The sequence below is a fragment of the Burkholderia sp. Z1 genome (assembly GCF_014893795.1).
Lineage (GTDB): Bacteria > Pseudomonadota > Gammaproteobacteria > Burkholderiales > Burkholderiaceae > Burkholderia > Burkholderia theae.
Genome location: NZ_JACFYL010000001.1, coordinates 3,225,353 through 3,248,421, shown reverse-complemented (window position 1 = coordinate 3,248,421; position 23,069 = coordinate 3,225,353). Strand labels below are relative to the sequence as shown.

General features: G+C 68.5%; 21 protein-coding genes. 10 read left to right on the top strand and 11 right to left on the bottom strand.

What is annotated here, in order from left to right:
• Positions 1-5 precede the first annotated feature (5 nt).
• On the top strand, positions 6-890 hold the full coding sequence (gene purU, locus H3H55_RS15070) for a formyltetrahydrofolate deformylase (protein WP_193099113.1): 885 nt from the start codon (positions 6-8) through the stop codon (positions 888-890).
• Positions 891-966: 76 nt separating this feature from the next.
• Here purU and H3H55_RS15065 read toward each other — a convergent pair whose 3' ends face one another.
• A complete protein-coding gene (locus H3H55_RS15065; RefSeq protein ID WP_193099111.1) occupies positions 967-2,052 on the bottom strand; it encodes an AI-2E family transporter in 1,086 nt (361 codons plus the stop codon).
• Positions 2,053-2,299: 247 nt separating this feature from the next.
• Positions 2,300-5,185: an excinuclease ABC subunit UvrA gene (uvrA, locus tag H3H55_RS15060; protein ID WP_193099109.1), complete on the bottom strand. Its 2,886-nt coding sequence runs from the start codon at positions 5,183-5,185 to the stop codon at positions 2,300-2,302.
• Between the two features lie 265 nt (positions 5,186-5,450).
• On the opposite strand from uvrA, the gene H3H55_RS15055 reads away from it, so the two are divergent.
• From H3H55_RS15055 to H3H55_RS15015, 9 genes are all read left to right on the top strand, one after another.
• Complete coding sequence (locus H3H55_RS15055) at positions 5,451-6,638, top strand: MFS transporter (RefSeq protein WP_048246943.1); 1,188 nt, start codon at positions 5,451-5,453, stop codon at positions 6,636-6,638.
• A gap of 100 nt (positions 6,639-6,738) precedes the next feature.
• The gene (locus tag H3H55_RS15050; RefSeq protein ID WP_060067283.1) at positions 6,739-7,293 is read left to right on the top strand and encodes a single-stranded DNA-binding protein; all 555 of its coding nucleotides are present in this window, start codon (positions 6,739-6,741) and stop codon (positions 7,291-7,293) included.
• Positions 7,294-7,413: 120 nt separating this feature from the next.
• On the top strand, positions 7,414-7,962 hold the full coding sequence (mug, locus tag H3H55_RS15045; RefSeq protein WP_193099108.1) for a G/U mismatch-specific DNA glycosylase: 549 nt from the start codon (positions 7,414-7,416) through the stop codon (positions 7,960-7,962).
• Positions 7,949-8,572 carry a DNA-3-methyladenine glycosylase gene (locus H3H55_RS15040; protein WP_193099106.1) on the top strand — a complete coding sequence of 208 codons (624 nt, stop codon included), beginning with the start codon at positions 7,949-7,951 and terminating at the stop codon, positions 8,570-8,572. The genes mug and H3H55_RS15040 overlap by 14 nt, the downstream gene beginning before the upstream one ends.
• 102 nt (positions 8,573-8,674) lie before the next feature.
• Complete coding sequence (locus tag H3H55_RS15035) at positions 8,675-9,439, top strand: ParA family protein (RefSeq protein ID WP_193099105.1); 765 nt, start codon at positions 8,675-8,677, stop codon at positions 9,437-9,439.
• A gap of 507 nt (positions 9,440-9,946) precedes the next feature.
• A complete protein-coding gene (gene phaP, locus H3H55_RS15030; RefSeq protein ID WP_193099103.1) occupies positions 9,947-10,531 on the top strand; it encodes a TIGR01841 family phasin in 585 nt (194 codons plus the stop codon).
• Between the two features lie 284 nt (positions 10,532-10,815).
• On the top strand, positions 10,816-11,997 hold the full coding sequence (locus tag H3H55_RS15025) for an acetyl-CoA C-acetyltransferase (RefSeq protein ID WP_193099101.1): 1,182 nt from the start codon (positions 10,816-10,818) through the stop codon (positions 11,995-11,997).
• Positions 11,998-12,213: 216 nt separating this feature from the next.
• Complete coding sequence (phbB, locus tag H3H55_RS15020) at positions 12,214-12,957, top strand: acetoacetyl-CoA reductase (protein WP_048242790.1); 744 nt, start codon at positions 12,214-12,216, stop codon at positions 12,955-12,957.
• A gap of 109 nt (positions 12,958-13,066) precedes the next feature.
• Entirely contained in the window at positions 13,067-13,273 is a 207-nt protein-coding gene (locus tag H3H55_RS15015; protein ID WP_129512984.1) for a hypothetical protein, read from the top strand.
• 89 nt (positions 13,274-13,362) lie between these two features.
• Here H3H55_RS15015 and H3H55_RS15010 read toward each other — a convergent pair whose 3' ends face one another.
• From H3H55_RS15010 to H3H55_RS14970, 9 genes are all read right to left on the bottom strand, one after another.
• Positions 13,363-13,692: a hypothetical protein gene (locus tag H3H55_RS15010; RefSeq protein WP_226800052.1), complete on the bottom strand. Its 330-nt coding sequence runs from the start codon at positions 13,690-13,692 to the stop codon at positions 13,363-13,365.
• Entirely contained in the window at positions 13,689-14,192 is a 504-nt protein-coding gene (locus H3H55_RS15005; RefSeq protein ID WP_193099097.1) for a hotdog family protein, read from the bottom strand. Before H3H55_RS15005 ends, H3H55_RS15010 begins: the two co-directional genes overlap by 4 nt.
• On the bottom strand, positions 14,189-15,007 hold the full coding sequence (locus tag H3H55_RS15000) for a beta-ketoacyl synthase chain length factor (protein ID WP_193099095.1): 819 nt from the start codon (positions 15,005-15,007) through the stop codon (positions 14,189-14,191). The genes H3H55_RS15005 and H3H55_RS15000 overlap by 4 nt, the downstream gene beginning before the upstream one ends.
• A gap of 8 nt (positions 15,008-15,015) precedes the next feature.
• On the bottom strand, positions 15,016-16,227 hold the full coding sequence (locus H3H55_RS14995; protein WP_193099094.1) for a beta-ketoacyl-[acyl-carrier-protein] synthase family protein: 1,212 nt from the start codon (positions 16,225-16,227) through the stop codon (positions 15,016-15,018).
• Positions 16,228-16,290: 63 nt separating this feature from the next.
• Positions 16,291-17,181 (bottom strand): polysaccharide deacetylase family protein, encoded by an 891-nt coding sequence (locus H3H55_RS14990; protein WP_193099092.1) that lies wholly within the window; start codon positions 17,179-17,181, stop codon positions 16,291-16,293.
• Positions 17,178-19,640, bottom strand: coding sequence for an MMPL family transporter (locus H3H55_RS14985; RefSeq protein ID WP_193099091.1), 2,463 nt, complete (start codon positions 19,638-19,640; stop codon positions 17,178-17,180). Before H3H55_RS14985 ends, H3H55_RS14990 begins: the two co-directional genes overlap by 4 nt.
• Positions 19,640-20,299, bottom strand: a complete 660-nt coding sequence (locus tag H3H55_RS14980) for an outer membrane lipoprotein carrier protein LolA (RefSeq protein ID WP_193099089.1) — start codon at positions 20,297-20,299, stop codon at positions 19,640-19,642. Before H3H55_RS14980 ends, H3H55_RS14985 begins: the two co-directional genes overlap by 1 nt.
• Positions 20,296-21,273, bottom strand: a complete 978-nt coding sequence (locus H3H55_RS14975; protein ID WP_193099087.1) for an acyl-CoA synthetase — start codon at positions 21,271-21,273, stop codon at positions 20,296-20,298. The genes H3H55_RS14980 and H3H55_RS14975 overlap by 4 nt, the downstream gene beginning before the upstream one ends.
• Entirely contained in the window at positions 21,270-23,039 is a 1,770-nt protein-coding gene (locus tag H3H55_RS14970) for an acyl-CoA synthetase family protein (protein WP_193099085.1), read from the bottom strand. Before H3H55_RS14970 ends, H3H55_RS14975 begins: the two co-directional genes overlap by 4 nt.
• Between the last annotated feature and the right edge of the window lie 30 nt (positions 23,040-23,069).

Genomic DNA, 23,069 nt, shown 5'->3' with positions numbered 1-23,069 from the left:
CGGTCATGCCGACCGATCACAGCTTTATCTTGAAACTGTCGTGCCCCGACCGGCACGGCATCGTCCACGCGGTCTCGGGCTTCCTGTTCGAGCGCAGCAACAACATCCTCGATTCGGCGCAGTTCGGCGACAGCCGCACCAGCGAATTCTTCATGCGCGTGCACTTCGAGCAGGACGGCGGCGGCGCGGATGCCGCGTCGGCGCTCGACACGCTTCGCAACGAATTCGCGCCGCTCGCGGAACGCTTCTCGATGCGCTGGGAGCTGCACGACGCGGCCGTGAAGCCGCGCGTCGTGATCATGGTGTCGAAGATCGGCCATTGCCTGAACGACCTGCTGTTCCGCTATCGCACGGGCCAGCTGCCGATCGAGATCCCGGCGATCGTGTCGAACCACAAGGAGTTCTACCAGCTCGCCGCGAGCTACAACATCCCGTTCCATCACTTCCCGCTGATCGGCGGTTCGTCCGACGCAGCGAAGGCCGCGCAGGAAGCGCGCGTGCTGGAAGTGATCGACGAGCACCAGGCCGATCTGGTCGTGCTCGCGCGCTACATGCAGATCCTGTCGCCGAACATGTGCCAGCAGCTCGCCGGGCGCGCGATCAACATCCACCATTCGTTCCTGCCGAGCTTCAAGGGCGCGAAGCCGTATTACCAGGCGTTCGACCGTGGCGTGAAGCTGATCGGCGCGACCGCGCACTACGTGACGACCGATCTCGACGAAGGTCCGATCATCGAGCAGGAAGTCGAGCGCGTCGACCACAGCATGACGCCGGACCAGCTGACCGCGATCGGCCGCGACGTCGAGTGCGTGACGCTCGCGCGCGCGGTGAAGTGGCACGTCGAGCACCGGGTCGTGCTGAACGGGACGAAGACGGTCGTGTTCCGCTGATCGACCTGCCGGCACAAATAAAAACGCCGCGCCCTTCACGGGGCGCGGCGTTTTTTTATCGCCTGATACGCGGGCTTCAGATCAGCCGCAGCAGGTACAGCTCGCGCTTCAGGTACGCATAGAAGATCGGCGCGGCGATCACGCCCGGCAGCCCGAACGCGGCTTCCATGATCAGCATCGCGAGCAGCAGCTCCCACGCGCGCGACTCGATCTGGCCGCCGATGATCTTCGCGTTCAGGAAGTATTCGAGCTTGTGGATGACCACGAGGAACGCGAGCGACGCGATCGCGGTGCCCATGCTGACCGACAGCGACACGGCGACGATCAGCGTGTTCGAGATCAGGTTGCCGATCACGGGCAGCAGGCCGACGATGAACGTGACGAGCACGAGCGTTTTCGACAGCGGCAGCCGTTCGTGGAAGAGCGGCAGCGCGACGAGCAGGTAGATGCCGGTGAACACCGCGTTGATCGCCGAGATCTTGATCTGCGCGAACACGATGCGGCGGAACGCGTCGGAGAAGCGCGACACGCGCGTGACGAGCGCGGTCGACAGCGGCCGGCGCACCTTGCCGTGTTCGACGCCGATCGCGATCATCGCGCCGATGATCATCCCGAACAGCACGTGGCCGAAGCCGCGCGCGACGCTCTTGCCGCTCTGCTGGAGCTGGTCCATGTGCGAGTGCATCAGCACGGCGGCCTTGGTCTTCATCTGTTCGACGTCGACGGGCAGCAGGTTCGCGATCCAGGCCGGCGTGCGTGCGCGGGTTTGCTCGACGATCTGCATCAGCTGGTCGAGCAGGCTCTGCAGGTTCGGCACCGTGCGCTCGAAGTGTTCGATGATGCCGATCGTCAGGCCCGTGAGCCCGCCGACGATGACGATCGACAGCAGCACGACGGCGACCCAGCGCGCGCGCATGCTCGTGGTGTGGCGTTCGATCACGGGCGCGATCGTATGGATGAGCTGATAGACGAGCAGGCCGGCCAGCAGCCCGCCGAGCAGCTTGAGCTCGATCACGAGCCACATTGCGACGATCGCGAAGAGATAGCTGCCGATTTCGAGTGCCGACAGATTCGGCAGGCTGAAGTCGCTCGTCAGCCGCACGCTGCGCAGGTGCGGCTCGCGGTTCTGCGCATCGCGCGACGAGTCTTGTTGCTTCTCCATCGTGGATTCCTGTCGTTCGTGTGTCATGCCGCGGAATGCGCGACAGAGCGGTGCCCGCCCGGAGTTGCACCGGATTGGTGCGTAGGACGAACCTTACGACCGTAAAGTATAGCCGCCATTATGGTCCGCAACCGGGCCGTTTGGCGCATGGTGTAAACGCAGAAGGGAAAACGAGGGGAGGCGGGCGGCGCGTCGCGGAGGGACGCGCGCGGCCGGGCGGCCGCGCGCGGGAAGGGTGTAACGCGCGTCAGCCGACCGCGGCCTTGCGGGTCGGGCGCTTGAGCAGCGGCGCGAGGTACTTGCCGGTGAAGCTCGCCTTGGTCTTCGCGACCTGCTCGGGCGTGCCCTGCGCGATGATCTGGCCACCGCCGGCGCCGCCTTCGGGGCCGAGGTCGATCACCCAGTCGGCCGTCTTGATCACGTCGAGGTTGTGCTCGATGATCACGACCGTGTTGCCCTGGTCGCGCAGCCGATGGATCACCTCGAGCAGCAGCGCGATGTCGTGGAAGTGCAGGCCGGTGGTCGGCTCGTCGAGGATGTACAGCGTGCGGCCCGTGTCGCGCTTGGAGAGTTCGAGCGACAGCTTCACGCGCTGCGCCTCGCCGCCCGACAGCGTCGTGGCCGACTGGCCGAGGCGGATGTAGCCGAGGCCGACGTCGAGCAGCGTCTTCAGCTTGCGCGCGATGACCGGCACCGCGCTGAAGAACTCGTACGCATGTTCGACCGTCATGTCGAGCACTTCGCTGACGTTCTTGCCCTTGTACTGCACTTCGAGCGTTTCGCGGTTGTAGCGCTTGCCGTGGCACACGTCGCACGGCACGTAGACGTCCGGCAGGAAGTGCATCTCGACCTTCAGCACGCCGTCGCCCTGGCACGATTCGCAGCGGCCGCCCTTCACGTTGAACGAGAAGCGGCCCGGATCGTAGCCGCGCTCCTTCGAGGTCGGCACGCCCGAGAACAGCTCGCGGATCGGCGTGAACAGGCCGGTATAGGTGGCCGGGTTCGAGCGCGGCGTGCGGCCGATCGGCGACTGGTCGACGTTGATCACCTTGTCGAAGTGCTCGAGGCCCTCGATCGCCTCGTGTGGCGCCGGCTCGGCCGACGAACCGTACAGGTGGCGCGCGACCGCGTGATACAGCGTGTCGTTGATCAGCGTCGACTTGCCGGAACCCGATACGCCGGTGATGCAGGTCAGCAGGCCGACCGGCAGTTCGAGATCGACGTGCTTCAGGTTGTTGCCGTACGCGTCGACGATGCGCAGCATGCGCTCGGGATCGGGCGCGAGCCGCTCGTCCGGATATTCGATCGTGCGCTTGCCGAGCAGGTACTGGCCCGTCAGCGACTGCGGGTTCGACTGCACCTGCTTCGGCGTGCCTTCGGCCACCACCACGCCGCCGTGTTCGCCGGCGCCGGGGCCCATGTCGACGACGTAGTCGGCCGTGCGGATCATGTCCTCGTCGTGCTCGACGACGATCACCGAGTTGCCGAGGTCGCGCAGGTGCTTGAGCGTCGAGATCAGGCGGTCGTTGTCGCGCTGGTGCAGGCCGATCGACGGCTCGTCGAGCACGTACATCACGCCGGTCAGGCCCGAGCCGATCTGCGACGCGAGCCGGATGCGCTGCGCTTCGCCGCCCGACAGCGTTTCGGCGCTGCGCTCGAGCGACAGGTAGTCGAGGCCGACGTTGTTCAGGAACGTCAGGCGCGCGACGATTTCCTTGATCACCTTGTCGGCGATCTCGCGCTTCGCGCCTTCGAGCGTCAGGCCGTCGAAGTAACCGAGCGCATCGCGCAGCGGCCAGCCGCTGATTTCATAGATGCCGCGCGCGTAGTCGCCCGTGCCGATCCGCACGTGGCGCGCCTCGCGGCGCAGGCGCGTGCCTTCGCACGACGGGCACGGCTGGTTGTTCTGGTACTTCGACAGTTCCTCGCGCACCGCGACCGAATCGGTCTCGCGGTACCGGCGTTCGAGGTTCGGGATGATCCCTTCGAACACGTGCTCGCGGATCGTCGTGCGGCCGCGCTCGTTGATGTACGAGAACGGGATCGTCTGCTTGCCCGAGCCGAACAGCAGCACCTTCCGGATCTTTTCCGGGAGATCCTCGAAGGCGGCGTCGATGTCGAATTCGTAGAACGCCGCGAGGCTCTGCAGCATCTGGAAGTAGAACTGGTTGCGGCGGTCCCAGCCTTTCACGGCGCCCGCGGCGAGCGACAGCGACGGGTGCGCGACGACCCGCTTCGGGTCGAAGAACGTGATCTGGCCAAGGCCGTCGCATTCCGGGCACGCGCCCATCGGGTTGTTGAACGAGAACAGGCGCGGCTCGAGCTCCTGCAGCGAGTACGAGCAGATCGGGCACGCGAACTTCGAGCTGAACAGGTGCTCGTGGTCGGTATCCATTTCCAGCGCGATCGCGCGGCCGTCGGCGAGGCGCAGCGCCGTCTCGAACGATTCGGCGAGGCGCTGCTTCATGTCCGGGCGGACCTTCAGACGATCGACGACGACGTCGATCGTGTGCTTGTCGTTCTTCTTGAGCTTCGGCAGCGACTCGACCTCGTAGATCTTCGCGACGCCTTCGTTCGCGGTGCCGCCGCCCGAGCGCACGCGAAAGCGCACGAAGCCCTGCGCCTGCATGTCCTCGAACAGCTCGGCGTGCTCGCCCTTGCGGTTCGCGACGACCGGCGCGAGGATCATCAGCTTGGTTTCCTCGGGCAGCGCGAGCGCCGCGTCGACCATCTGCGACACGCTCTGCGCCTCGAGCGGAATCTCGTGATCGGGGCAGTATGGCGTGCCGACACGTGCGTATAAAAGTCGCAGGTAGTCGTGGATTTCGGTGACCGTGCCGACGGTCGAACGCGGGTTGTGGGACGTCGCCTTCTGCTCGATCGAGATCGCGGGCGACAGACCCTCGATCAGGTCGACGTCGGGTTTCTCCATCAACTGCAGGAACTGGCGGGCATACGCAGACAGGCTTTCGACGTAGCGGCGCTGGCCCTCGGCATAAAGGGTGTCGAACGCGAGCGACGACTTGCCCGACCCGGACAACCCGGTAATCACGATCAGCTTGTGGCGCGGCAGGTCGAGATTGACGTTTTTCAGGTTGTGGGTACGTGCCCCACGGATACGGATCTGTTCCATGAACCTGGCGAAAATGGAGGGAACCAAACCTGCTACTATAACGGCTTTTCGAGACCGTCGTTTGGGGCCCCCAGCCTTTACAGCAGGTGGCAGCAAGGCGGCGCCTGCGCCGGGGAAAGCGGTCGCGCCGCGCGGTTCAGGGCGGCCCGCAGGCCGCCGGCATCCTGCCCCGACGTGTCGCCCGTCAGGCCTCCCGGGCCGCTGGTCCTGATCTTCCGCCGCCCGGTGTCGGGCGGACATTCCGATCATTCGAAATTCATTCCCGATGTCCAATCCGTCTGCCACGTCTTCCCGCATGACTGCGCCCGAATTGCGCGCGACCACGTCGCTCGCGGCGATCTTCGCGCTGCGCATGCTCGGCCTGTTCATGATCATGCCGGTGTTCTCGGTCTACGCGAAAACCATCCCGGGTGGCGACAACGTGCTGCTCGTCGGTATCGCGCTCGGGGCCTACGGCGTCACGCAGTCGCTGTTCTACATCTTCTACGGCTGGGCGTCCGACAAGTTCGGCCGCAAGCCGGTGATCGCCACGGGCCTCGTGATCTTCGCGCTCGGCAGCTTCGTTGCCGCGTCCGCGCACGACATCACGTGGATCATCGTCGGTCGCGTGATCCAGGGGATGGGTGCCGTGTCGTCCGCGGTGCTGGCGTTCATCGCCGACCTGACCTCCGAGCAGAACCGCACGAAGGCGATGGCGATGGTCGGCGGGTCGATCGGCGTGTCGTTCGCGGTCGCGATCGTCGGCGCGCCGATCGTGTTCCACTGGGTCGGGATGAGCGGGCTGTTCGCGATCGTCGGCGTGCTGTCGATCCTCGCGATCGGCGTCGTGCTGTGGATCGTGCCCGACGCGGCCAAGCCCGTGCACGTGCCCGCGCCGTTCGCCGAGGTGCTGCACAACGTCGAGCTGCTGCGCCTGAACTTCGGCGTGCTGGTGCTGCACGCGACGCAGACGGCGCTGTTCCTCGTCGTGCCGCGCCTGCTCGTCGACGGCGGGCTGCCGGTCGCCGCGCACTGGAAGGTCTACCTGCCGGTGATGGGGCTCGCGTTCGTGATGATGGTCCCGGCGATCATCGTCGCGGAGAAACGGGGCAAGATGAAGCCGGTGCTGCTGGGCGGCATTCTGGCTATCCTGATCGGTCAATTGCTGCTGGGCAGCGCGCCGCATACCATCATGATTGTGGCGGCGATCCTGTTCGTGTACTTCCTGGGGTTCAACATCCTGGAAGCGTCGCAGCCGTCGCTCGTGTCGAAGCTCGCGCCGGGTTCGCGCAAGGGCGCGGCCACGGGCGTCTACAACACCACGCAGTCGATCGGGCTCGCGCTCGGCGGCATCGCGGGCGGCTGGCTGCTGAAGCACGGCGGAGCGAACACGGTGTTCTACGCGTGTTCTGGGCTCGTTGCAGCGTGGCTTATAATCGCGGCCAGCATGAAAGCGCCGCCGCGCAAGGCCTGAACCTATTGTCGGGCAGGCACCGGCGGCGTCGCCGGCTTGTCCGGCGGGCTGCTCCGACGCACGCGCGGGCGGCCCGGCATCGAATTTACTGGAGAAACACATGGCATCCGTCAACAAGGTCATCCTCGTCGGCAATCTCGGCGCCGATCCTGAAGTCCGTTACCTGCCGAGCGGCGACGCGGTTGCGAACATTCGTCTCGCGACGACCGACCGCTACAAGGACAAGGCAAGCGGCGATTTCAAGGAAATGACCGAGTGGCATCGCGTCGCGTTCTTCGGCCGTCTGGCGGAGATCGTCAGCGAATACCTGAAGAAGGGTTCGTCGGTCTATATCGAAGGCCGCATCCGCACGCGCAAGTGGCAGGGTCAGGACGGTCAGGATCGTTACTCGACCGAAATCGTCGCGGACCAGATGCAGATGCTCGGCGGCCGCGGCGGTGCGGGCGGCGGCGGTGGCGGTGGTGACGAAGGCGGTTACGGCGGCGGCTACGGTGGTGGTGGCGGCGGTCGTGGCGAGCAGATGGAGCGTGGTGGTGGCGGCGGCGGTCGTGCCGGCGGCGCGGCGCGTGGCGGTGCTGGCGGCGGCGCGCAGAGCCGTCCGAGCGCACCGGCCGGCGGCGGCTTCGACGAGATGGACGACGATATTCCGTTCTGACCGTCAAGTCGGCATCCCGCAGCACGATGGGCCCGAATGTCCGAGTCAAGCCAGTTGCTTGGCCCGGGTCTTCGGGCCTTTCTTCGTTTACGTCGATGAACCTTGCACCCCAGGCGACCCGTGGCTGACGAACTCCCCGACCTCATCGCTCCGCATCTCGACGTGCTGTTCTGCGGGATCAATCCCGGCCTGACCGCGGCCGCGACAGGGCATCACTTCGCGGGGAGAAGCAACCGCTTCTGGCGCGTGATCCATCTCGCCGGCTTCACGCCGATGGAAATTTCGCCGCAGGACGATCGCGCGATACTCCGGTACGGCTGCGGCTTGACGGCGGTGGTGAAGCGACCAACGGCGAGCGCCGATCAGCTTTCGCGCGCGGAATTCATCGCCGCGGCTGCGGCGTTCGAGCAGAAGGTGGCGCGTTATGGGCCGCGCTTCGTCGCGTTTCTCGGCAAGGCGGCGTATTCGGCGCTTTCCGGTCAGCGCGAAGTCGCGTGGGGATTGCAGCCGGCCCACATGCAGCGGGCGAGCGTGTGGGTGCTGCCCAATCCCAGCGGGAGAAATCTTGCGTTCGGCCTCGATGATCTGGTCGACGCGTACCGCCAGCTCCATCTGCAGGCGCAGACCGTTTCCGGTCGCCAACCGGAGGGGCAGGATGCGGCGCAATAAAACCGCGCCCGTGTGGCCGGGCACCGTGTTGCCGCGCGCGTTCTTCGACCGCATGGCTACCGACGTCGCTCCGCAACTGCTCAACAAGATTCTCGCGGCAGCGGACGGCCGGGCCGGCCGCATCGTCGAAGTGGAAGCCTATGCCGGTGCGATCGACCCGGCGGCGCATACCTATCGCGGCAAGACGCCGCGCAATGCGACGATGTTCGGCCCGCCGGGGCACCTGTACGTCTATTTCACGTACGGCATGCACTGGTGCTGCAACTGCGTGTGCGGGCCGGATGGCACGGGAACGGGCGTGCTGATCCGTGCGCTGGAACCGCTGCAGGGGCTCGCGCACATGCGCACGGCACGGCCGCCGCAGACGCGCGATCGCGACCTGTGCCGCGGGCCGGCCCGGCTGACCCAGGCAATGGGGATCGGCGGCGCCCAGGACGGCGTCGACCTGGTTGGCGCGCACGAAGGGTTCGCGATCGTGGACGACGGCATGGGGCCGCCCACGGATCTGGCGGGCGGGCCGCGCATCGGCATTCGCGTCGGCACGGATTTCCCGTGGCGGTGGAGCGTGCCCGGCAACCGGTATGTGTCGGGAACGCTGCGGCGCACCTGATGCGCGTCGCACACAAGTCGCGCGTTATTCGACCTGCGTCACGCGGACGCCATGATTGACCGGCTAAGCTGGTTTTTTCGACGTTTCGATCGAGGGGACACCATGCGGCGGGTCGTATTCAACCAGAAGGGCGGCGTGGGCAAATCGACGATCGTCTGCAACCTGGCGGCGATCAGCGCGAGCGAAGGGTTGCGCACGCTCGTCATCGACCTCGATGCGCAGGCGAACTCCACGCGCTATCTGCTCGGCGACGCCGCGCCCGACGCGCAACCGGGCGCCGCCGGTTTCTTCGAAACCGCGCTGACCTTCAACTTCCGTCCGGTCGACGTCGCATCGTTCATCCATCGGACCCCGTTCGAAGGGCTCGACGTGATGCCGGCGCATCCGGATCTCGACACGCTGCACGGCAAGCTCGAATCGCGCTACAAGATCTACAAGCTGCGCGACGCACTGAACGAGCTCGACACCTACGACGCCGTGTACATCGACACGCCGCCCGCGCTGAATTTCTATACGCGCTCGGCGCTGATCGCGGTCGAGCGCTGCCTGATCCCGTTCGACTGCGACGACTTCTCGCGCCGCGCGCTGTACACGCTGCTCGAGAACGTGAAGGAAATCCAGCAGGACCACAACGCGGCACTCGAGGTGGAAGGGATCGTCATCAACCAGTTCCAGCCGCGCGCGAGCCTGCCGCAACAGCTGGTCGACGAGCTCGTCGACGAAGGGCTGCCGGTGCTGGCGTCAAGGTTGTCCGCGTCGGTGAAGATCCGCGAGTCGCATCAGCAGTCGAAGCCGGTGATCCACCTCGAGCCCGGGCACAAGCTCGCGCAGGAATTCCGCGCGCTGCATCGCGAACTGGCCGGCTGATCTCGCGCATACCGGTGCCAGTGCCGGCGGCGGCCGTTTCATACGGCCGCTTTTTCATTGCGCCCCGCAATTCATCCGATCATTGATTTTGTCATTAATAATCCCGTAAACGATTTCAGAATAAATCTGCAAAAACGATTACATAAGCGGCCGCTTCATTTTCAATGCGCACCTGTTTTCTAATAACAGGAATAATGCATGGGTAAATGTTGCGAAAAGTCATGGTGCGCTATGCTGTAAAAAGGTAAAAATCGTTCCAGGGCAAGATGCTGCGGTGTTCCCATCTGCGATGTCGACGCGGCACGGGCTTCAGCGGCCGCTCGGCGGAAAAATAAGGGTTTACACCTAGTATTAATGCCATTTAATTGACAATTAATCGATCTAGAATGGCCTCCTTCAACTTCCCGCATCCAAATGGGTGACGGGTTGCCAATAAGGAAGCGATTGTCGATCTGGCTTCCATTTTTCTTTACGTCGTCTCTCGCATTGCTAACAGGAGCGTGCCCGATGTCCGTATTTGCCCCCGAAAAACTGACCGCCGATTATCAATCCGGAATCGCCGCATGGTTTGCGATCGCCCGTCCGGCGATCCAAGGCTTCGAGGCTGTCGTCGAACTCAACCTGCAAGCGGCCCGGACGGCGCTCACGGAGTACGAGGACAAGCTGAAGAACGCATTCAACAGCAGCAATCCGGCCGTGGGCTTCGCGCAGCAAGTGGCCGCACCGCAGGAAGCGGCAGGCAAGGTCGTGTCGTACGGCCGTCATCTGTTCGACATCGCGGTGTCGACGCAATCCGAATGGGCGAAGGTTGCACAGGCGCAATACGAACAGAACGACAAGCGCCTGAAGGACGTGATCGGCGAGCTGTCGAAGCATGCGCCGGCCGGCTCGGAGTCCGTGGTGGCCGCGTTGAATTCGGCGCTGTCCGCGGCGACCGCCGCGGCCGACTCCGTGCGTGCAGCGACGGGGCAGGCGATCGAAGCCGCGCAGAGCGGCTTCGATGCGGTCAGCGAAACGGCCACGCGCGGTGGCAAGCAGACGGCTGCCGCCGCACGCAAGGACGCAGCGGCCGCGCGCGAATCGGCTGCATGACGACGTGAGAGCGTGCCGCGCGAGTGCGCGGCACGATTGAACGGTGCCGGATGGCGCCGGACGCCGTGTGTGCCACGCGGTGTCCGGCGCCCCTCCGGTTTGCCGCAAGGTGTCGGTGCACGGGCGGCCCGTGCCGGTGTGCCGTCGGCGCGACCGGGCGTGGCTCGCGGCGCGGCGGTGCGCGATCGCCATCGCGCCGGGTGGCCCGGGATGCGCGATCGCCAGTTGCAGCCGGCCCTTGCCGGCGTCAGAACGACGAACTGATTTCGATGCAGGAATTGAACATGACGGATGTAGTGATCGTATCGGCCGCGCGGACCGCGGTCGGCAAATTCGGCGGCTCGCTTGCGAAGATTGCGGCGCCGGAGTTGGGCGCGACGGTGATCCGCGCGGTGCTGGAGCGTGCGGGCGTGAAGCCCGAGCAGGTCAGCGAAGTGATCATGGGGCAGGTGCTGACGGCCGGTTCGGGGCAGAACCCGGCGCGGCAGTCGCTGATCAAGGCCGGGCTGCCGACGGCAGTGCCGGGGATGACGATCAACAAGGTGTGCGGCTCGGGCCTGAAGGCCGTGATGCTGGCGGCGAATGCGATCGTGGCGGGCGACGCGGAGATCGTGATCGCGGGCGGCCAGGAGAACATGAGCGCATCGCCGCACGTGCTGCCGGGCTCGCGCGACGGGTTCCGGATGGGTGACGCGAAGCTGGTCGACACGATGATCGTCGACGGCCTGTGGGACGTGTACAACCAGTACCACATGGGCATCACGGCGGAGAACGTCGCGAAGGAATACCGGATCACGCGCGAGGAGCAGGACGCATTCGCGGCGCTGTCGCAGAACAAGGCGGAAGCGGCGCAGAAGGCCGGGCGTTTCAACGACGAGATCGTGCCGGTGTCGATTCCGCAGCGCAAGGGCGAGCCGCTGCAGTTCGCGACTGACGAGTTCGTGCGTCACGGCGTGACGGCGGAATCGCTGGCGGGGCTGAAGCCGGCGTTCTCGAAGGACGGTTCGGTGACGGCGGCGAATGCGTCGGGGCTGAACGACGGCGCGGCGGCGGTGCTGGTGATGTCGGCGCAGAAGGCGGCGGCACTCGGCCTGACGCCGCTGGCGCGGATCAAGGCGTATGCGAACGCGGGCGTGGATCCGAGCGTGATGGGCATGGGCCCGGTGCCGGCCTCGCGTCGGTGCCTGGAGCGCGCGGGCTGGACGCCGGGCGACCTGGACCTGATGGAGATCAACGAGGCGTTCGCGGCGCAGGCGCTGGCGGTGCACAAGCAGATGGGCTGGGATACGTCGAAGGTGAACGTGAACGGTGGTGCGATTGCGATCGGACACCCGATCGGCGCGTCGGGCTGCCGGATCCTGGTGACGCTGCTGCACGAGATGGCCAAGCGCGATGCGAAGCGCGGGCTGGCGTCGCTGTGCATCGGCGGCGGGATGGGTGTCGCGCTCGCGGTCGAGCGCGTCTGAGCAGGGTCTGACGACATCACGCGGATGCGGTGCCGGCAAGCACGGCATTCGCGCGAAGCGGTTTCGCGCACGACAAGCAACCAACAACAAGCGCGAGGTTCCGATGCGTGCCGCGCCCGCGACGCGGGCGGCTGCGCATCGTAGCGGTGGGGCGGCAGCATGTACGATGCCGCCGCCCCGCTTTCATCGATTACTTTTTTGTCGGTAATTTATAGGATGACTAAGCGAATTGCAGTTGTGACAGGTGGAATGGGCGGCCTCGGCGAAGCGGTCAGCATCAGGTTGAACGACGCGGGCCACCGGGTAGTCGTCACGTATTCGCCGAACAACACCGGCGCGGACCGCTGGCTGACCGAGATGCACGCGGCCGGTCGCGAGTTCCATGCGTACCCGGTGGACGTGGCCGATCACGATTCGTGCCAGCAATGCATCGAGAAGATCGTGCGGGACGTCGGCCCGGTCGACATTCTCGTGAACAACGCGGGCATCACGCGCGACATGACGTTGCGCAAGCTCGACAAGGTCAACTGGGATGCGGTGATCCGCACGAACCTCGACTCCGTGTTCAACATGACGAAGCCTGTCTGCGAAAGCATGGTCGAGCGCGGCTGGGGTCGCATCGTCAACATCTCGTCGGTGAACGGCTCGAAGGGCTCGGTCGGCCAGACCAACTACGCGGCCGCGAAGGCCGGCATGCACGGTTTCACGAAGTCGCTGGCGCTCGAGATCGCGCGCAAGGGCGTGACGGTGAACACGGTGTCGCCGGGCTACCTCGCGACGAAGATGGTCACGGCGATTCCGCAGGAGATCCTCGACACGAAGATCCTCCCGCAGATTCCGGCCGGCCGGCTCGGCAAGCCCGAGGAAGTCGCGGCGCTGGTTGCCTACCTGTGCTCGGAGGAGGCCGGCTTCGTGACGGGCTCCAATATCGCGATCAACGGCGGCCAGCACATGCATTGACGCGTGGCGGCCCGGACGGCGTTCGCGCACGTGCCGGGCCGTGTTCCGCTAGATCCAGTGCCGGAGCGGCGGCAGGCGCGCCGCTTCGGTCTCGCATTCCGGAGAAGGCATGGGCGATACCTGGATAGGACTCGCGATCGGCGGCGCGGCACTGGCCGTCGCGCTGACGATGATGATCTCGCTCTATTGGCTCGAGCGGCGCCGCGCGCGGCTGCTGCGGAACTTCGATCATCGCGACTGCTGGCTCGTCGCGTACGGCAAGTGCATCGCGCGCAGGCCGGCGGGGCCGGCACGCCGCATGCGCGGCGCGCGTTGACGGCGACGGTATCGCGGTATTGCGGTGTCACGGTTGGGCACGGTCATGCATCGCGCGCATGCAGTCGGTGATGCGCGCGATGCGCGTGCTCAATTGCTCTTTTCGCTCTTTCCACTCGACTCGCCCGAGTCGTTCTTGTGGAAGATCCGCTTGGTCGTGCGCTTGGTGGCATCCCAGCCTTCGCGCGATGCGTGTGCGACGCCGTGCCCGACTGCCTTCGCGGCGCTCGCGGTTGCATGGCCGAAGCTGCGTGCCGCCTCGCCGGTCTTGTGCGCGGCTTCCTTCGAATCGCGCTTGATGTCCTGCTTCACTTCCGACATGTCCGCATGCGCGATCGGGCTGATCAGCGCCAGAACGAGCGCGGTGCCAATGAACTGACGAACTTTCACGACCTGGTTTCCTTGAGTAAGCGTATTCATCGAGGATGCGTATTGCCGGCGGGCGCCGGGGAAAACGTGCCGGCCGACGATGCGTCGAGCATCACCGCGGCACGGCCGGACAGCAGCACGCGAGCGCCGCAGCGCAGCGCGAAGCCGTACAGCACCGAGCGGCCGTCGCCGCTCACGCGCTCCGCGTCGACGGTGAGCGGCTGGTCGAACGTGTCGAGCCGGTCGACGAACGCGTCGACGTTGCGCACGCTCGCGAGATAACCGACGCGCGGGCGCGCTTCCTGCGCACCGAGCAGCGCGCCGTGCACGGCCATCGCCTGCGCCGCGTATTCGATTCCGCAGACCGATGCGAGCCGGCCGTGCGAGCGCAGCGGGTTGTGCGGATTGCGGTGGCTCGTCGCGGTGCAGCTGATGCGCGTAGCGTCCCACTCATCGACCGTGTCGAGCACGCACATCGCGCCGCCGTGCGGAATGTGCGCGGCGATCCACGCGTGGTCGAGCGGCGGCGTCAGTGCGATCGTGGCGGTCATCGCGCGTGCTCCGCGAAGGTGTCCGGCATCGCGATGTCGACCTGCACGTGCGTGTCGGACAGGTAGTCGAGCACGACGCGCGCCGAGCGCCGCGCGGCAAGCGCATCGAGCAGCGGCAGCACGCGTGCGGCCGGATTGCCGGTGCGCAGCGCGTCGAGCTCGGCGTTCGCGAGTGCCGTGGCGGGCGCGTCGGTGAGCTGCGCGTCGATGCGGGCGAGCGTGCGTTCGCTTGCTTCGGGCGCGAGCACGAGCGCGACGCCGAACGCGTCGCCGATCGGTCGTACCGCGTGCAGCGGTTCCGGGTAATCGGTGTCGTACGCGATCAGCAGGGTCGGCACGCGATCGACGACGACCTGGCACAGGCTCTCGAGCAGGCCGGCGGCAAAACTGCCGTCGTGCGCGCACAGCACGTTCGACGTTGCCATCGCGCGGGTCGCGATGCTCCAGTAACCGGCCGGTGCGTTGTGCACGGAGTTGTGGAAACGCGTCGGCGACAGCTGGCGATCGTCGCCGGCGAGGGTTTCGCAGATCGCGTGGCAGTTCTGGCCATCGCCGCCGGACGCGCTGAACACGGTCGCGAGCGTCGCGGCATCGCGTCCGCTCGCGGCCACCGCCTCGTGGCCGACCGCGAGCGCGACGCGCACGACGGGGCCCGTGCGGCGCCGTTCGGCCGACGGCAGGCCGGCGGGCGGCGGCAGCTCGGTGCGTGCGTTCGCATAGGTCGCGCGGCCCGCGAGCACGTCGGCCGCGTGCGGCCAGTCGTTCAATCCCGGCCCGACGAGGCCGATGCTTTCGATGAAGGCGGTGAGTGTCATGTCGGGCCTCAACGGCGTGCGTGGTCGGCGCGGCCGAGGATCAGGCTGCAATTCGTGCCGCCGAAGCCGAACGAATTGGAAAGGGCGGCGCGCACGCGTGTATCGCGGCTCGCGAGCACGTAGTCGGCGGCGAGGGCCGGATCGGGTTGCGTCGTGTTGACGCCGGCCGGCACGAACTGCTCGCGCAGCGCGAGCGCGGCGACGACCGCTTCGAGCGCGCCCGCCGCGCCGAGCGTGTGGCCGGTCGCGCCCTTCGTCGAGCTGCACGGCGTGCGGGCGAACAGCGCGCCGACCGCACGGCTTTCCGCCGCGTCGTTGCTCGGTGTCGCGGTGCCGTGCAGGTTCACGTAGTCGATGTCGTTCGCGTCGAGGCCGGCGGATGCGAGTGCCTGCTCGATCGCGACGCGCGCGCCGAGCCCTTCCGGATGCGGCGACGACATGTGATGCGCGTCGCTCGATTCGCCGATGCCGAGCAGCAGGATCGCGTTGCCGTCGAGCGCGGCGGGCGGGTCGGGCATGCGCTCGACGAGCGCGAACGCGGCGGCCTCGCCGATCGAGATGCCGTCGCGCGCGACGTCGAACGGCCGGCACGGCCGGCGCGACAGCAGTTCGAGCGAATTGAAGCCGTACAGCGTCGTCAGGCACAGCGAATCGACGCCGCCGACGACGGCCGCGTCGATCAACCCGGCTTCGATCATGCGGCGCGCGGAGCCGAACACCTTCGCGCCGGACGAGCACGCGGACGAGATCGCCATCGCCGGCCCGCGCAGCGCGAAATACGCGCGCACGAACGCGGCCGGTGAATACGGGTTATGCGTGTGCGCATAGTGGAAGTCGGCGGGCAGCGCGCCGCTCGCCGGATCGCGGCGCTGGTACGCAAGTTCGGTCTCGAGGATGCCGGCCGTGCTCGTGCCGACGAACACGCCGACGCGCGCCGCGCCGTAGCGCGCCACCGCCGCCGCGACGCCTGCGTCGAAGCCGTCCTGCACGAGGCCGAGCTGTGCGAGGCGGTTGTTGCGGCATTCGAAGTCGGCGAGGTCCGCGCGCACGGGCTGCGCATCGACATCGTCCACCGCGCCGATCCACGTGTCGAGATCCGCGCGCTCGAAGTCGCACGGCGCGAGCCCGCCGCGGGCGTGGCGCAGCGCGTCGAGGGTCGCATCGAGGCCGCGGCCGATGCAGCTGGTGGCGGTGAAGTGCGAGAGCAGGAGAGGTTTCACGAGGGTCGCATCCGGTGGCCGGAACGGGCGCCGCAGCAGGGCTGGCACGCGCGCCGTTCGCGGTCAGATTTTATCAAACGGGGGGGCCGGAACGCCCGGCTGGCCGGGCGGTTCGGGCGCGAGCGCCGCGCGCAACGTGGTCCAGTGCAACTGCGCGTCGGCGGCCGCGCGCAGCACGGCCTGCAGCACGTCGAGCACGACCGGTTCGCCGCGTGTATCGCGCGCCGCGTGACCGTCGTGCACGAGCAGGATGTCGCGCGCGTCGAGGCCGTGCAGCAGGCGGCGCGTGACGGTCGCGGCATCGCGTGCGCGCGTGTCGAAGCCGCGCCGGGTCCAGCTCGCCAGTTGCAGGCCGAGCTCGCACAGCACCGGTTCGAGAAACGGATTGCGCAGGCCGGCCGGCGCGCGGAAGAACAGCGGGCGGGTGCCGGCGATCTCGGTCAGCGTCTGCTGCGCGGCCGCGATCTCGCGCCGCAGCGCGGCGGGCCCCGACAGCGAGAACGTATGCCGGTGCCGCTGGCTGTGGTTCTCGACCGCGTGACCGCGCGCGACGATCGCTTCGATCCACTGCGGATGACGGCGCGCCAGATCGCCGATGCAGAAGAACGTCGCGCGCGCGTCGTGGCGTTCGAGCAGGTCGAGCACGCGTGGCGTGACCTCCGGGTCCGGGCCGTCGTCGATCGTCAGTGCGATCCGGCGGCCGGCGCCGGCCGGCAGGCGCGTCCAGTTCGGGCCGAGCAGCGTGCTGCGCGGCCACAGGCCGGCGGCGGTCAGCGCGAGATGCGACGCGACCACGCCACTGACGGCCCACGGCCACGCGGCCGGCTGCGCGACGACGGCGGCCGCCGCGCCCGCATGCAGCGCGGCCGTGCCCGCGATCAGCGGCGTCGGTTTCCAGCGGCGCACGCCGGATTGGTCGGATTGGCGCGGCGGAACGGACGACGGTGCGTTCATGCCGGGCCTCCTTGGCGACGATCGTCCGCCGCGGCGCGCGGCGCGAGAATTGCCGCGAACGCGAGCGCGAGCATCGCGCCGGGGCCGACGGTCAGCCCGAAGGTCTCCAGCAGCGGCACGCGCGACAGCGCCAGCAGCCCGAAGCCGGCGACCGTCGCGAGGTTCGCGATCAGCAGCGACACGAGCGTGTACGGCGTGACGGGCTGCGCGTCGTCGCGCTTGCAGAAGAACAGCGCGTAGTTCGAGCCGACCGCGACGATCAGCAGCATGCCGACGAGGTGCAGGATCGTCAGCTGCACGCCGGCGAGCGCGAAGCCGGCCGTCACGACCACCACGGCCGCGACGAGCGGCGCGAGCGTGTGCACGACGCGGCGCGGCGAGCGCAACGCGATCAGCAGCAGCACGGCGATCGCGGCGAAACCGGCGAGCGACAGCCGGATATCCTCGTGCACGTAGCTCACGTACAGGCGATCGGCTTCGGCCTTCATGTCGACGAACAGCGCATCGGGCACACCCGCTCGGGCGACGGCCGCGCGGATTGGCGCCGCGTCGAGACCCGACGCAGGCTGCCCGCTGCGCGCGGCGTCCGGTGCGCGCAGCGGCAGCATCGCGTTCCAGCGGCCCGCGCGTTCGGTCAGCAGCGCATCGACGGCGAGCGCCATCGACGTGCCGCGCAAATCTGCGCGGGTGAGCAGCGGCGCGTGGCGCGCGGCCTCGACGTCGGCGATGAACGGCGCGAACAGGTCGGTCTTCACCGCGATCGGCTGGTTCGCGACGGCGTCGCGCATCCGTGCGGCGAGTGCGTCCGCATCCGGCAGGCTTGCCTGGCGCGCGCGTTGCGCGGCGTCGCTCGGCAAGTAGCGCGCGGGGCTTTCGAAGCCTGCGAGCGCGCCGCGGTCGACGAGCGGCTGCAATTGCGCGGCGACCTGTTCCGCGCGTTCGAGTGCGGCCTGTTCGGTCGGCGCGGAAATCACGACGAGGTAGCGCACGTCGGGCGCGCCGACATCGGCGCGCAGCCGCGCGTCGAGCGCCTGCGCACTGGCCGGCACGGGGCTGAGCGCGGCGAGCTCGCGGCTCCACAGGCCGTCGCGATGCAGCACGAGCGTCGCGCAGGCGGCAAGCACGAGCACGGCGAGCGGCCAGCGCAGCCGCGGCGCGGCGTTGGCCGCGCGGGCGAGCACGGCGCCGACGCGCGACACGTCGCGGATCGCGACATGCTCGCCGCGCAGGTGCGGCAGCACGAAGCGCGTGACGAGCGCGGCGGCCGTCAGCCCGACGATCGAATAGAGCCCGAGCTGCACGAGGCCCGGGAAGCCGGAGAACAGCATCGACGCGAACCCGCACACGGACGTCAGCACGCCGAGCCGGATCGTCGGCCAGTACGCGGCGACCCAGGCGCGCGTCGCGTCGGCCGGGCGTGCGGCGCCGCGCGTGCCGGCCTGCGCCGATTGCACGAACAGGTAGATCGAATAGTCGACGGCTTCGCCGATCAGCGTCGTGCCGAACCCGAGCGTCAGCCCGTGGACGGTGCCGAACGCGACGCTGACCGCCGCGATCCCGGCCGCGACACCCGTCAGCACCGGCAGCAAGCCGAGCGCGAGCGTGCGCGGCGAGCGGTACAGCGTCAGCAGCAGCGCGACGATCAGCACGACGCTTGCCGTCGACAGCCGTTCGACGTCGTGCCGGATCGTGTCGCGCATGTCGACCGAGAACACGCCGGGGCCCGTCATCGCGAGCGTGGTCGCGGCCGCGTTCGGCACGGCCTGCGTCGCGGCGGCGAACGCGCGGCGCACCGCGTTGATCGCGCGGGCCTGCGCGTCGGTATCGGAGCCGGCGGCGGCCGTCTGCACGACGAGCACCGCGCGCGAGCCGTCGCGCGACGCCCACACGCCGTCGCGGCTCGCCGGTTCCGCCGCGCTGTCGAGCTGGTCGACGAGCGCGGCGACTTCGCCGGTCGGGTCGCGCGGCAGCATCGCCTTGGCCACGAGGCCGGCCGACGAACTCAGCAGGTCGAGGCTGTCGCCGAGCGCCTGGTGCAGGCCGTCGGCGCTGAAGCGCTGCGGCGTGACCGCCGGGCTCAGCAGGTAACGGTGATCGAAGATGAATTGCCGGTCGCTTGCGTCGTTCGCGGCTTCGCCGTTGTGAACCGCCGCGAACTGCGGATCGGTGCGCAGCGCACCGGCGACGCGCCGCGACAGCGTGGCGCGCGTGCTTGCGTCGCCGCCGTCGATCGCGACGAGGATCAGCCGCGACACGATGCCGTCGCGCAACTGGTCGACGAGCACGCGCTGTCCGGCGCTCGGCGAGTTCGGCAGGAACGCGGACAGGTCGGCCGTGAAGTGCGCGCGCCCGATCGCCACGCCGCACGCGACGAGCGCGAGCAGCCACACGAGCACCGCGCGCTGTCGCAACGCGTGCAGGCGGCGGCTGACGGGCGAGGGCCGGATGCGCGGGTCCATCAGTTCGGGTTCGCCGGTACGGGTTGCAGGCGCATCACGGAATGATCGCCGTCGGCCTGCCGGATCGCGACGCTGCGCAACATGTCGCGCGTGCCGTCGAGCGTGATCGTGCTGACGACCTTCAGCATCCGCGAGTCGAGCGGCGTGAGCGTCAGCGTCCAGTCGTCGCCGCGTCCGGCGAGCGCGACCTTGTAGACCTGTTCGAGCGCGAAGCGGTTGCCGGCAAGCGTCGCGCGGATGCTGTCGATGAACGCGCCGAGTTCCGGATAGCGCGCGAGCGCGAGCGTGTACTTGCGGTTGTTGCGCTCGACGGTGAGCATGTCGCCGTCGACCACGAGGTGTTCGGGCTTCGGGCTCAGCGTGTGCTTCTCGAGATGGTCGGGCGCGACGAACACGAGTTCGCCGGACGATTCGACCGGCTGCGTGGCGATCGACAGGTACTTCGTCTCGGTGAACGTCGCGCGTCCCGACTTGTGCTGCGCGAGCGCCGCCATCAGCCGGTCGAGGTTCCAGGCCGACCCCGTGTCGGCCGCGTGCGCGGGCGTGGCTAGCGCGATCGCGGCGGCGGTCGCGGCGACGCGGAGCGTGCGGACGGCACGACCCAGCGCGGGCGGGAACGGAAGCAGCGGCAGGAACAGGAAGCGGCGAACGGCGGTCATGCGTCGGAATCCCTCGTGGCGGGCAGGTCGGCACCGGCGCGCGCCGCGTCGCGGCGTGCGGCCGCGGCATCGCCGCCGTGCCAGAAATCGAAATAGTTGAACCAGTTGTACGGTGCCGCGCGGCAGTACTGGTCGAGCAGCGCGACGTAGCGCGCGAGCGCCGCGTCGACGGCCGCCGCGCGCGCGTCGCGCGGCACGTCGGAGAAATCGGCGAGCGTCTCGAAGTGCACATCGTAGCGATTGCCGTCGCGATAGAGGCCCGTCATGAAGATCACCGGGCGCCGCAGCATCGCGGCCATGTACAGCGGCCCGAGCGGGAACGCGGCCGGCGCGCCGAGCAGCGGCAGCCGCCGCAGCGACGTGGCCGCGTCGTCGAGCAGCGTGCGATCGGCGAGCATGCCGATCATGCAGTTCGCGTCGAGCCGCTCACGCACCTTCAGCATCGAGTCGACCTGCCCGAGCGGGATCACTTCCGGCTTCGCGGCGGGATTCACCGCGGCGAGCGTCGCGTTGATCTTGCGCGCGTTCTTCTCGTACATCGTGACGACCACGCGCAGGTCCGGATGCGTGCGGCCGATCGCGCGCACGACCTCGAAGCTGCCGAGGTGCGCGCCCATCAGGAACGCGCCGCGTCCGCCCGCGAGCGCATCGTCGACGAGCGTTTCGCCGTGCAGCCGGATGTCGAACAGGTCGAAGCGTCCGTTCATCAGGTAGATGCGGTCGTGGATCGTCGCCGCGAAGGTGAACACGTGGCGGTACACGTCGCGCCAGCGCGCGGGGCGGCCGAGCACGCGGCGCAGGTAGTCGCGCGACGCCGCGCACGCAACCGGCGAGAACAGCACGAAATACGTCGCGATCAGATGCAGCACGATGCGCGCGCGCTGCCGGCCGAAGCGCAGCGAGATCCACGTCATCGCGCGCAGCAAGCCCGCATTGCTGCGCTCCTGGCGTTCGGCCCACGCGGTGCGCTTCATGGTTGCGCACCGTCCTGCGCGGCCGGCGGCGCCGACAGCACGCCGGTCGCGACCTCGCGCGACCCGGCACGCAGCGTGAAGCGGATCGCGCCGCTGGCCGCGGTATCGAACGCGAGATCGAGCGGTTCGCCGGGGGCGACCGGGCTCAGGAATTTCGCGGACCCGAGCCGCCACGCGTGCAGCGGACGATTCAGCGCCGCGCCGATCGCGTGGATCGCGTGATCGAGCAGCACGACCCCCGGTACGACCGGATGGCCGGGGAAGTGGCCGGGCAGCGCCGGATGGTCGGCGGGAATCGTGAACGCGAGCGAGGGCGCGGGCGTGCCTGCCGCGGCGGGTGCGGCGGGGGCGGGCATCGGCGCGGCCGTGGCGCGCGCGTGTCGCGCAACGAGCGCGGCAAGCACGTCGCGCGGCAGCTTGCCCGTTTCGTTGCGCGGCAGCGCGTCGACGAACACGAGCGGGCGTGGCATGAACGCGGGATCGATCCGCTCGCGCAGCGCGCGCTGCAGATCGGCGGCGGTGAGCGTCGGCGCGACGACGAGCGCGACCAGGCGCGTGACCGGTTCGAGATCCGTGTCGGCGTGCGCCGGCGCGGCTTCGTCGGGCATGAAGAACACGCCGTCGACCACCGCCGGAATCGCGTTGAGCTGATGGTTCAGGTACGCGAGCGACGTGCGCTTGCCCGCGATGTTGACGAGGTCCGCCTTGCGTCCGTGCAGCAGGAACCGGCCGTCGCCGAGCAGTTCGAGCGCATCGCCCATCGGCACGGGCGCCTCGACGTGCCCGCCCGACACCCAGACGGTCGGGCCGCCGTCGTCGCCCGTGCCGTCGCTTGCCGGTTCGTCGCGCGCGTCGAGCCGGATGCCCGGGAACAGTTGCCACGCCGCGCCTTGCGACGTGCGGCGGGTCGCGATCTGGCCGGTCTCGGTGCTGCCGTAGATCTCGACGAGCGGCGCGTCGAGCGCGGCCTCGGCTTCGCACGCGAGTTTTTCCGACAGCGGCGCGGTGGCCGACAGCACGAGCGCCGCGCGCGGCAGCGCATGGCCGGCCGACAGCAGCGCGCGCAGGTGGATCGGCGACGTGACGAGCACGCGCGGCTGCGGGATCGCGTCGAGTTCATCGCGAATGTCGATCGGGTAGAACGGCTGGCGGTTGCTGAACGCGAGGCCGCCGATCAGCGCGAGCAGCACCGTCGACTCGAAGCCGTACATGTGCTGCGCGGGCACCGTGCCGATCAGCGTCGCCGCGCGGCCGTCGAGCAGCCCGAGGCGGTCGGCCGCCGCGCGCACGCAGCCGACCAGGAAGCCCCAGGTCTTGCGGTGCGGCACCGGCGCGCCGGTCGAGCCGGAGGTGAATACGTAGGCCATGATCCGCGCCGCATCGATCCGCGGCACGGCGAACGGCGCATCGTCCGCGAAGTCGCCGGGCGCGGCGTCGGGATATGCGAAGCGCGGCAGGTCGATCGTGCAGTCGGGCGCGTCGTGCAGGCAGAACGCGTCGGGCGCGAAGGACGCGAGCTGGCGGACCATTTCCGGCGTATGCGTCGACGGCAGCAGGCTGATCTTGCCGGCGACGAGCGCCGCGCACAGGCTGACCGCGAAACGGTAGCGGTCGCGGCACACGTTGAACACGTGCGCGCCGGCGGGCAGCGCGGCGGCCACGCGTGCGACGTCGGCGACGAACGCGCGCACGGTGACGGGCGTGCCGTCGCGCCAGGCGATCGTCTGGTCCGGCGAGGAATGGAATACCAGCGGGTGAGTCGGCATAAATCGGTAAAAACGGGAGCAAAGGCCGGC

Bases quoted from the DNA above. Each gene is read 5' to 3' on its own strand.
- purU (WP_193099113.1), top strand. From the start codon at position 6: ATGCCGACCGATCACAGCTTTATCTTGAAACTGTCGTGCCCCGACCGG.
- H3H55_RS15065 (WP_193099111.1), bottom strand. From the start codon at position 2,052: ATGGAGAAGCAACAAGACTCGTCGCGCGATGCGCAGAACCGCGAGCCG.
- uvrA (WP_193099109.1), bottom strand. From the start codon at position 5,185: ATGGAACAGATCCGTATCCGTGGGGCACGTACCCACAACCTGAAAAAC.
- H3H55_RS15055 (WP_048246943.1), top strand. From the start codon at position 5,451: ATGTCCAATCCGTCTGCCACGTCTTCCCGCATGACTGCGCCCGAATTG.
- H3H55_RS15050 (WP_060067283.1), top strand. From the start codon at position 6,739: ATGGCATCCGTCAACAAGGTCATCCTCGTCGGCAATCTCGGCGCCGAT.
- H3H55_RS15040 (WP_193099106.1), top strand. From the start codon at position 7,949: ATGCGGCGCAATAAAACCGCGCCCGTGTGGCCGGGCACCGTGTTGCCG.
- H3H55_RS15035 (WP_193099105.1), top strand. From the start codon at position 8,675: ATGCGGCGGGTCGTATTCAACCAGAAGGGCGGCGTGGGCAAATCGACG.
- phaP (WP_193099103.1), top strand. From the start codon at position 9,947: ATGTCCGTATTTGCCCCCGAAAAACTGACCGCCGATTATCAATCCGGA.
- H3H55_RS15025 (WP_193099101.1), top strand. From the start codon at position 10,816: ATGACGGATGTAGTGATCGTATCGGCCGCGCGGACCGCGGTCGGCAAA.
- phbB (WP_048242790.1), top strand. From the start codon at position 12,214: ATGACTAAGCGAATTGCAGTTGTGACAGGTGGAATGGGCGGCCTCGGC.
- H3H55_RS15015 (WP_129512984.1), top strand. From the start codon at position 13,067: ATGGGCGATACCTGGATAGGACTCGCGATCGGCGGCGCGGCACTGGCC.
- H3H55_RS15010 (WP_226800052.1), bottom strand. From the start codon at position 13,692: ATGAATACGCTTACTCAAGGAAACCAGGTCGTGAAAGTTCGTCAGTTC.
- H3H55_RS15005 (WP_193099097.1), bottom strand. From the start codon at position 14,192: ATGACCGCCACGATCGCACTGACGCCGCCGCTCGACCACGCGTGGATC.
- H3H55_RS15000 (WP_193099095.1), bottom strand. From the start codon at position 15,007: ATGACACTCACCGCCTTCATCGAAAGCATCGGCCTCGTCGGGCCGGGA.
- H3H55_RS14990 (WP_193099092.1), bottom strand. From the start codon at position 17,181: ATGAACGCACCGTCGTCCGTTCCGCCGCGCCAATCCGACCAATCCGGC.
- H3H55_RS14985 (WP_193099091.1), bottom strand. From the start codon at position 19,640: ATGGACCCGCGCATCCGGCCCTCGCCCGTCAGCCGCCGCCTGCACGCG.
- H3H55_RS14980 (WP_193099089.1), bottom strand. From the start codon at position 20,299: ATGACCGCCGTTCGCCGCTTCCTGTTCCTGCCGCTGCTTCCGTTCCCG.
- H3H55_RS14975 (WP_193099087.1), bottom strand. From the start codon at position 21,273: ATGAAGCGCACCGCGTGGGCCGAACGCCAGGAGCGCAGCAATGCGGGC.
- H3H55_RS14970 (WP_193099085.1), bottom strand. From the start codon at position 23,039: ATGCCGACTCACCCGCTGGTATTCCATTCCTCGCCGGACCAGACGATC.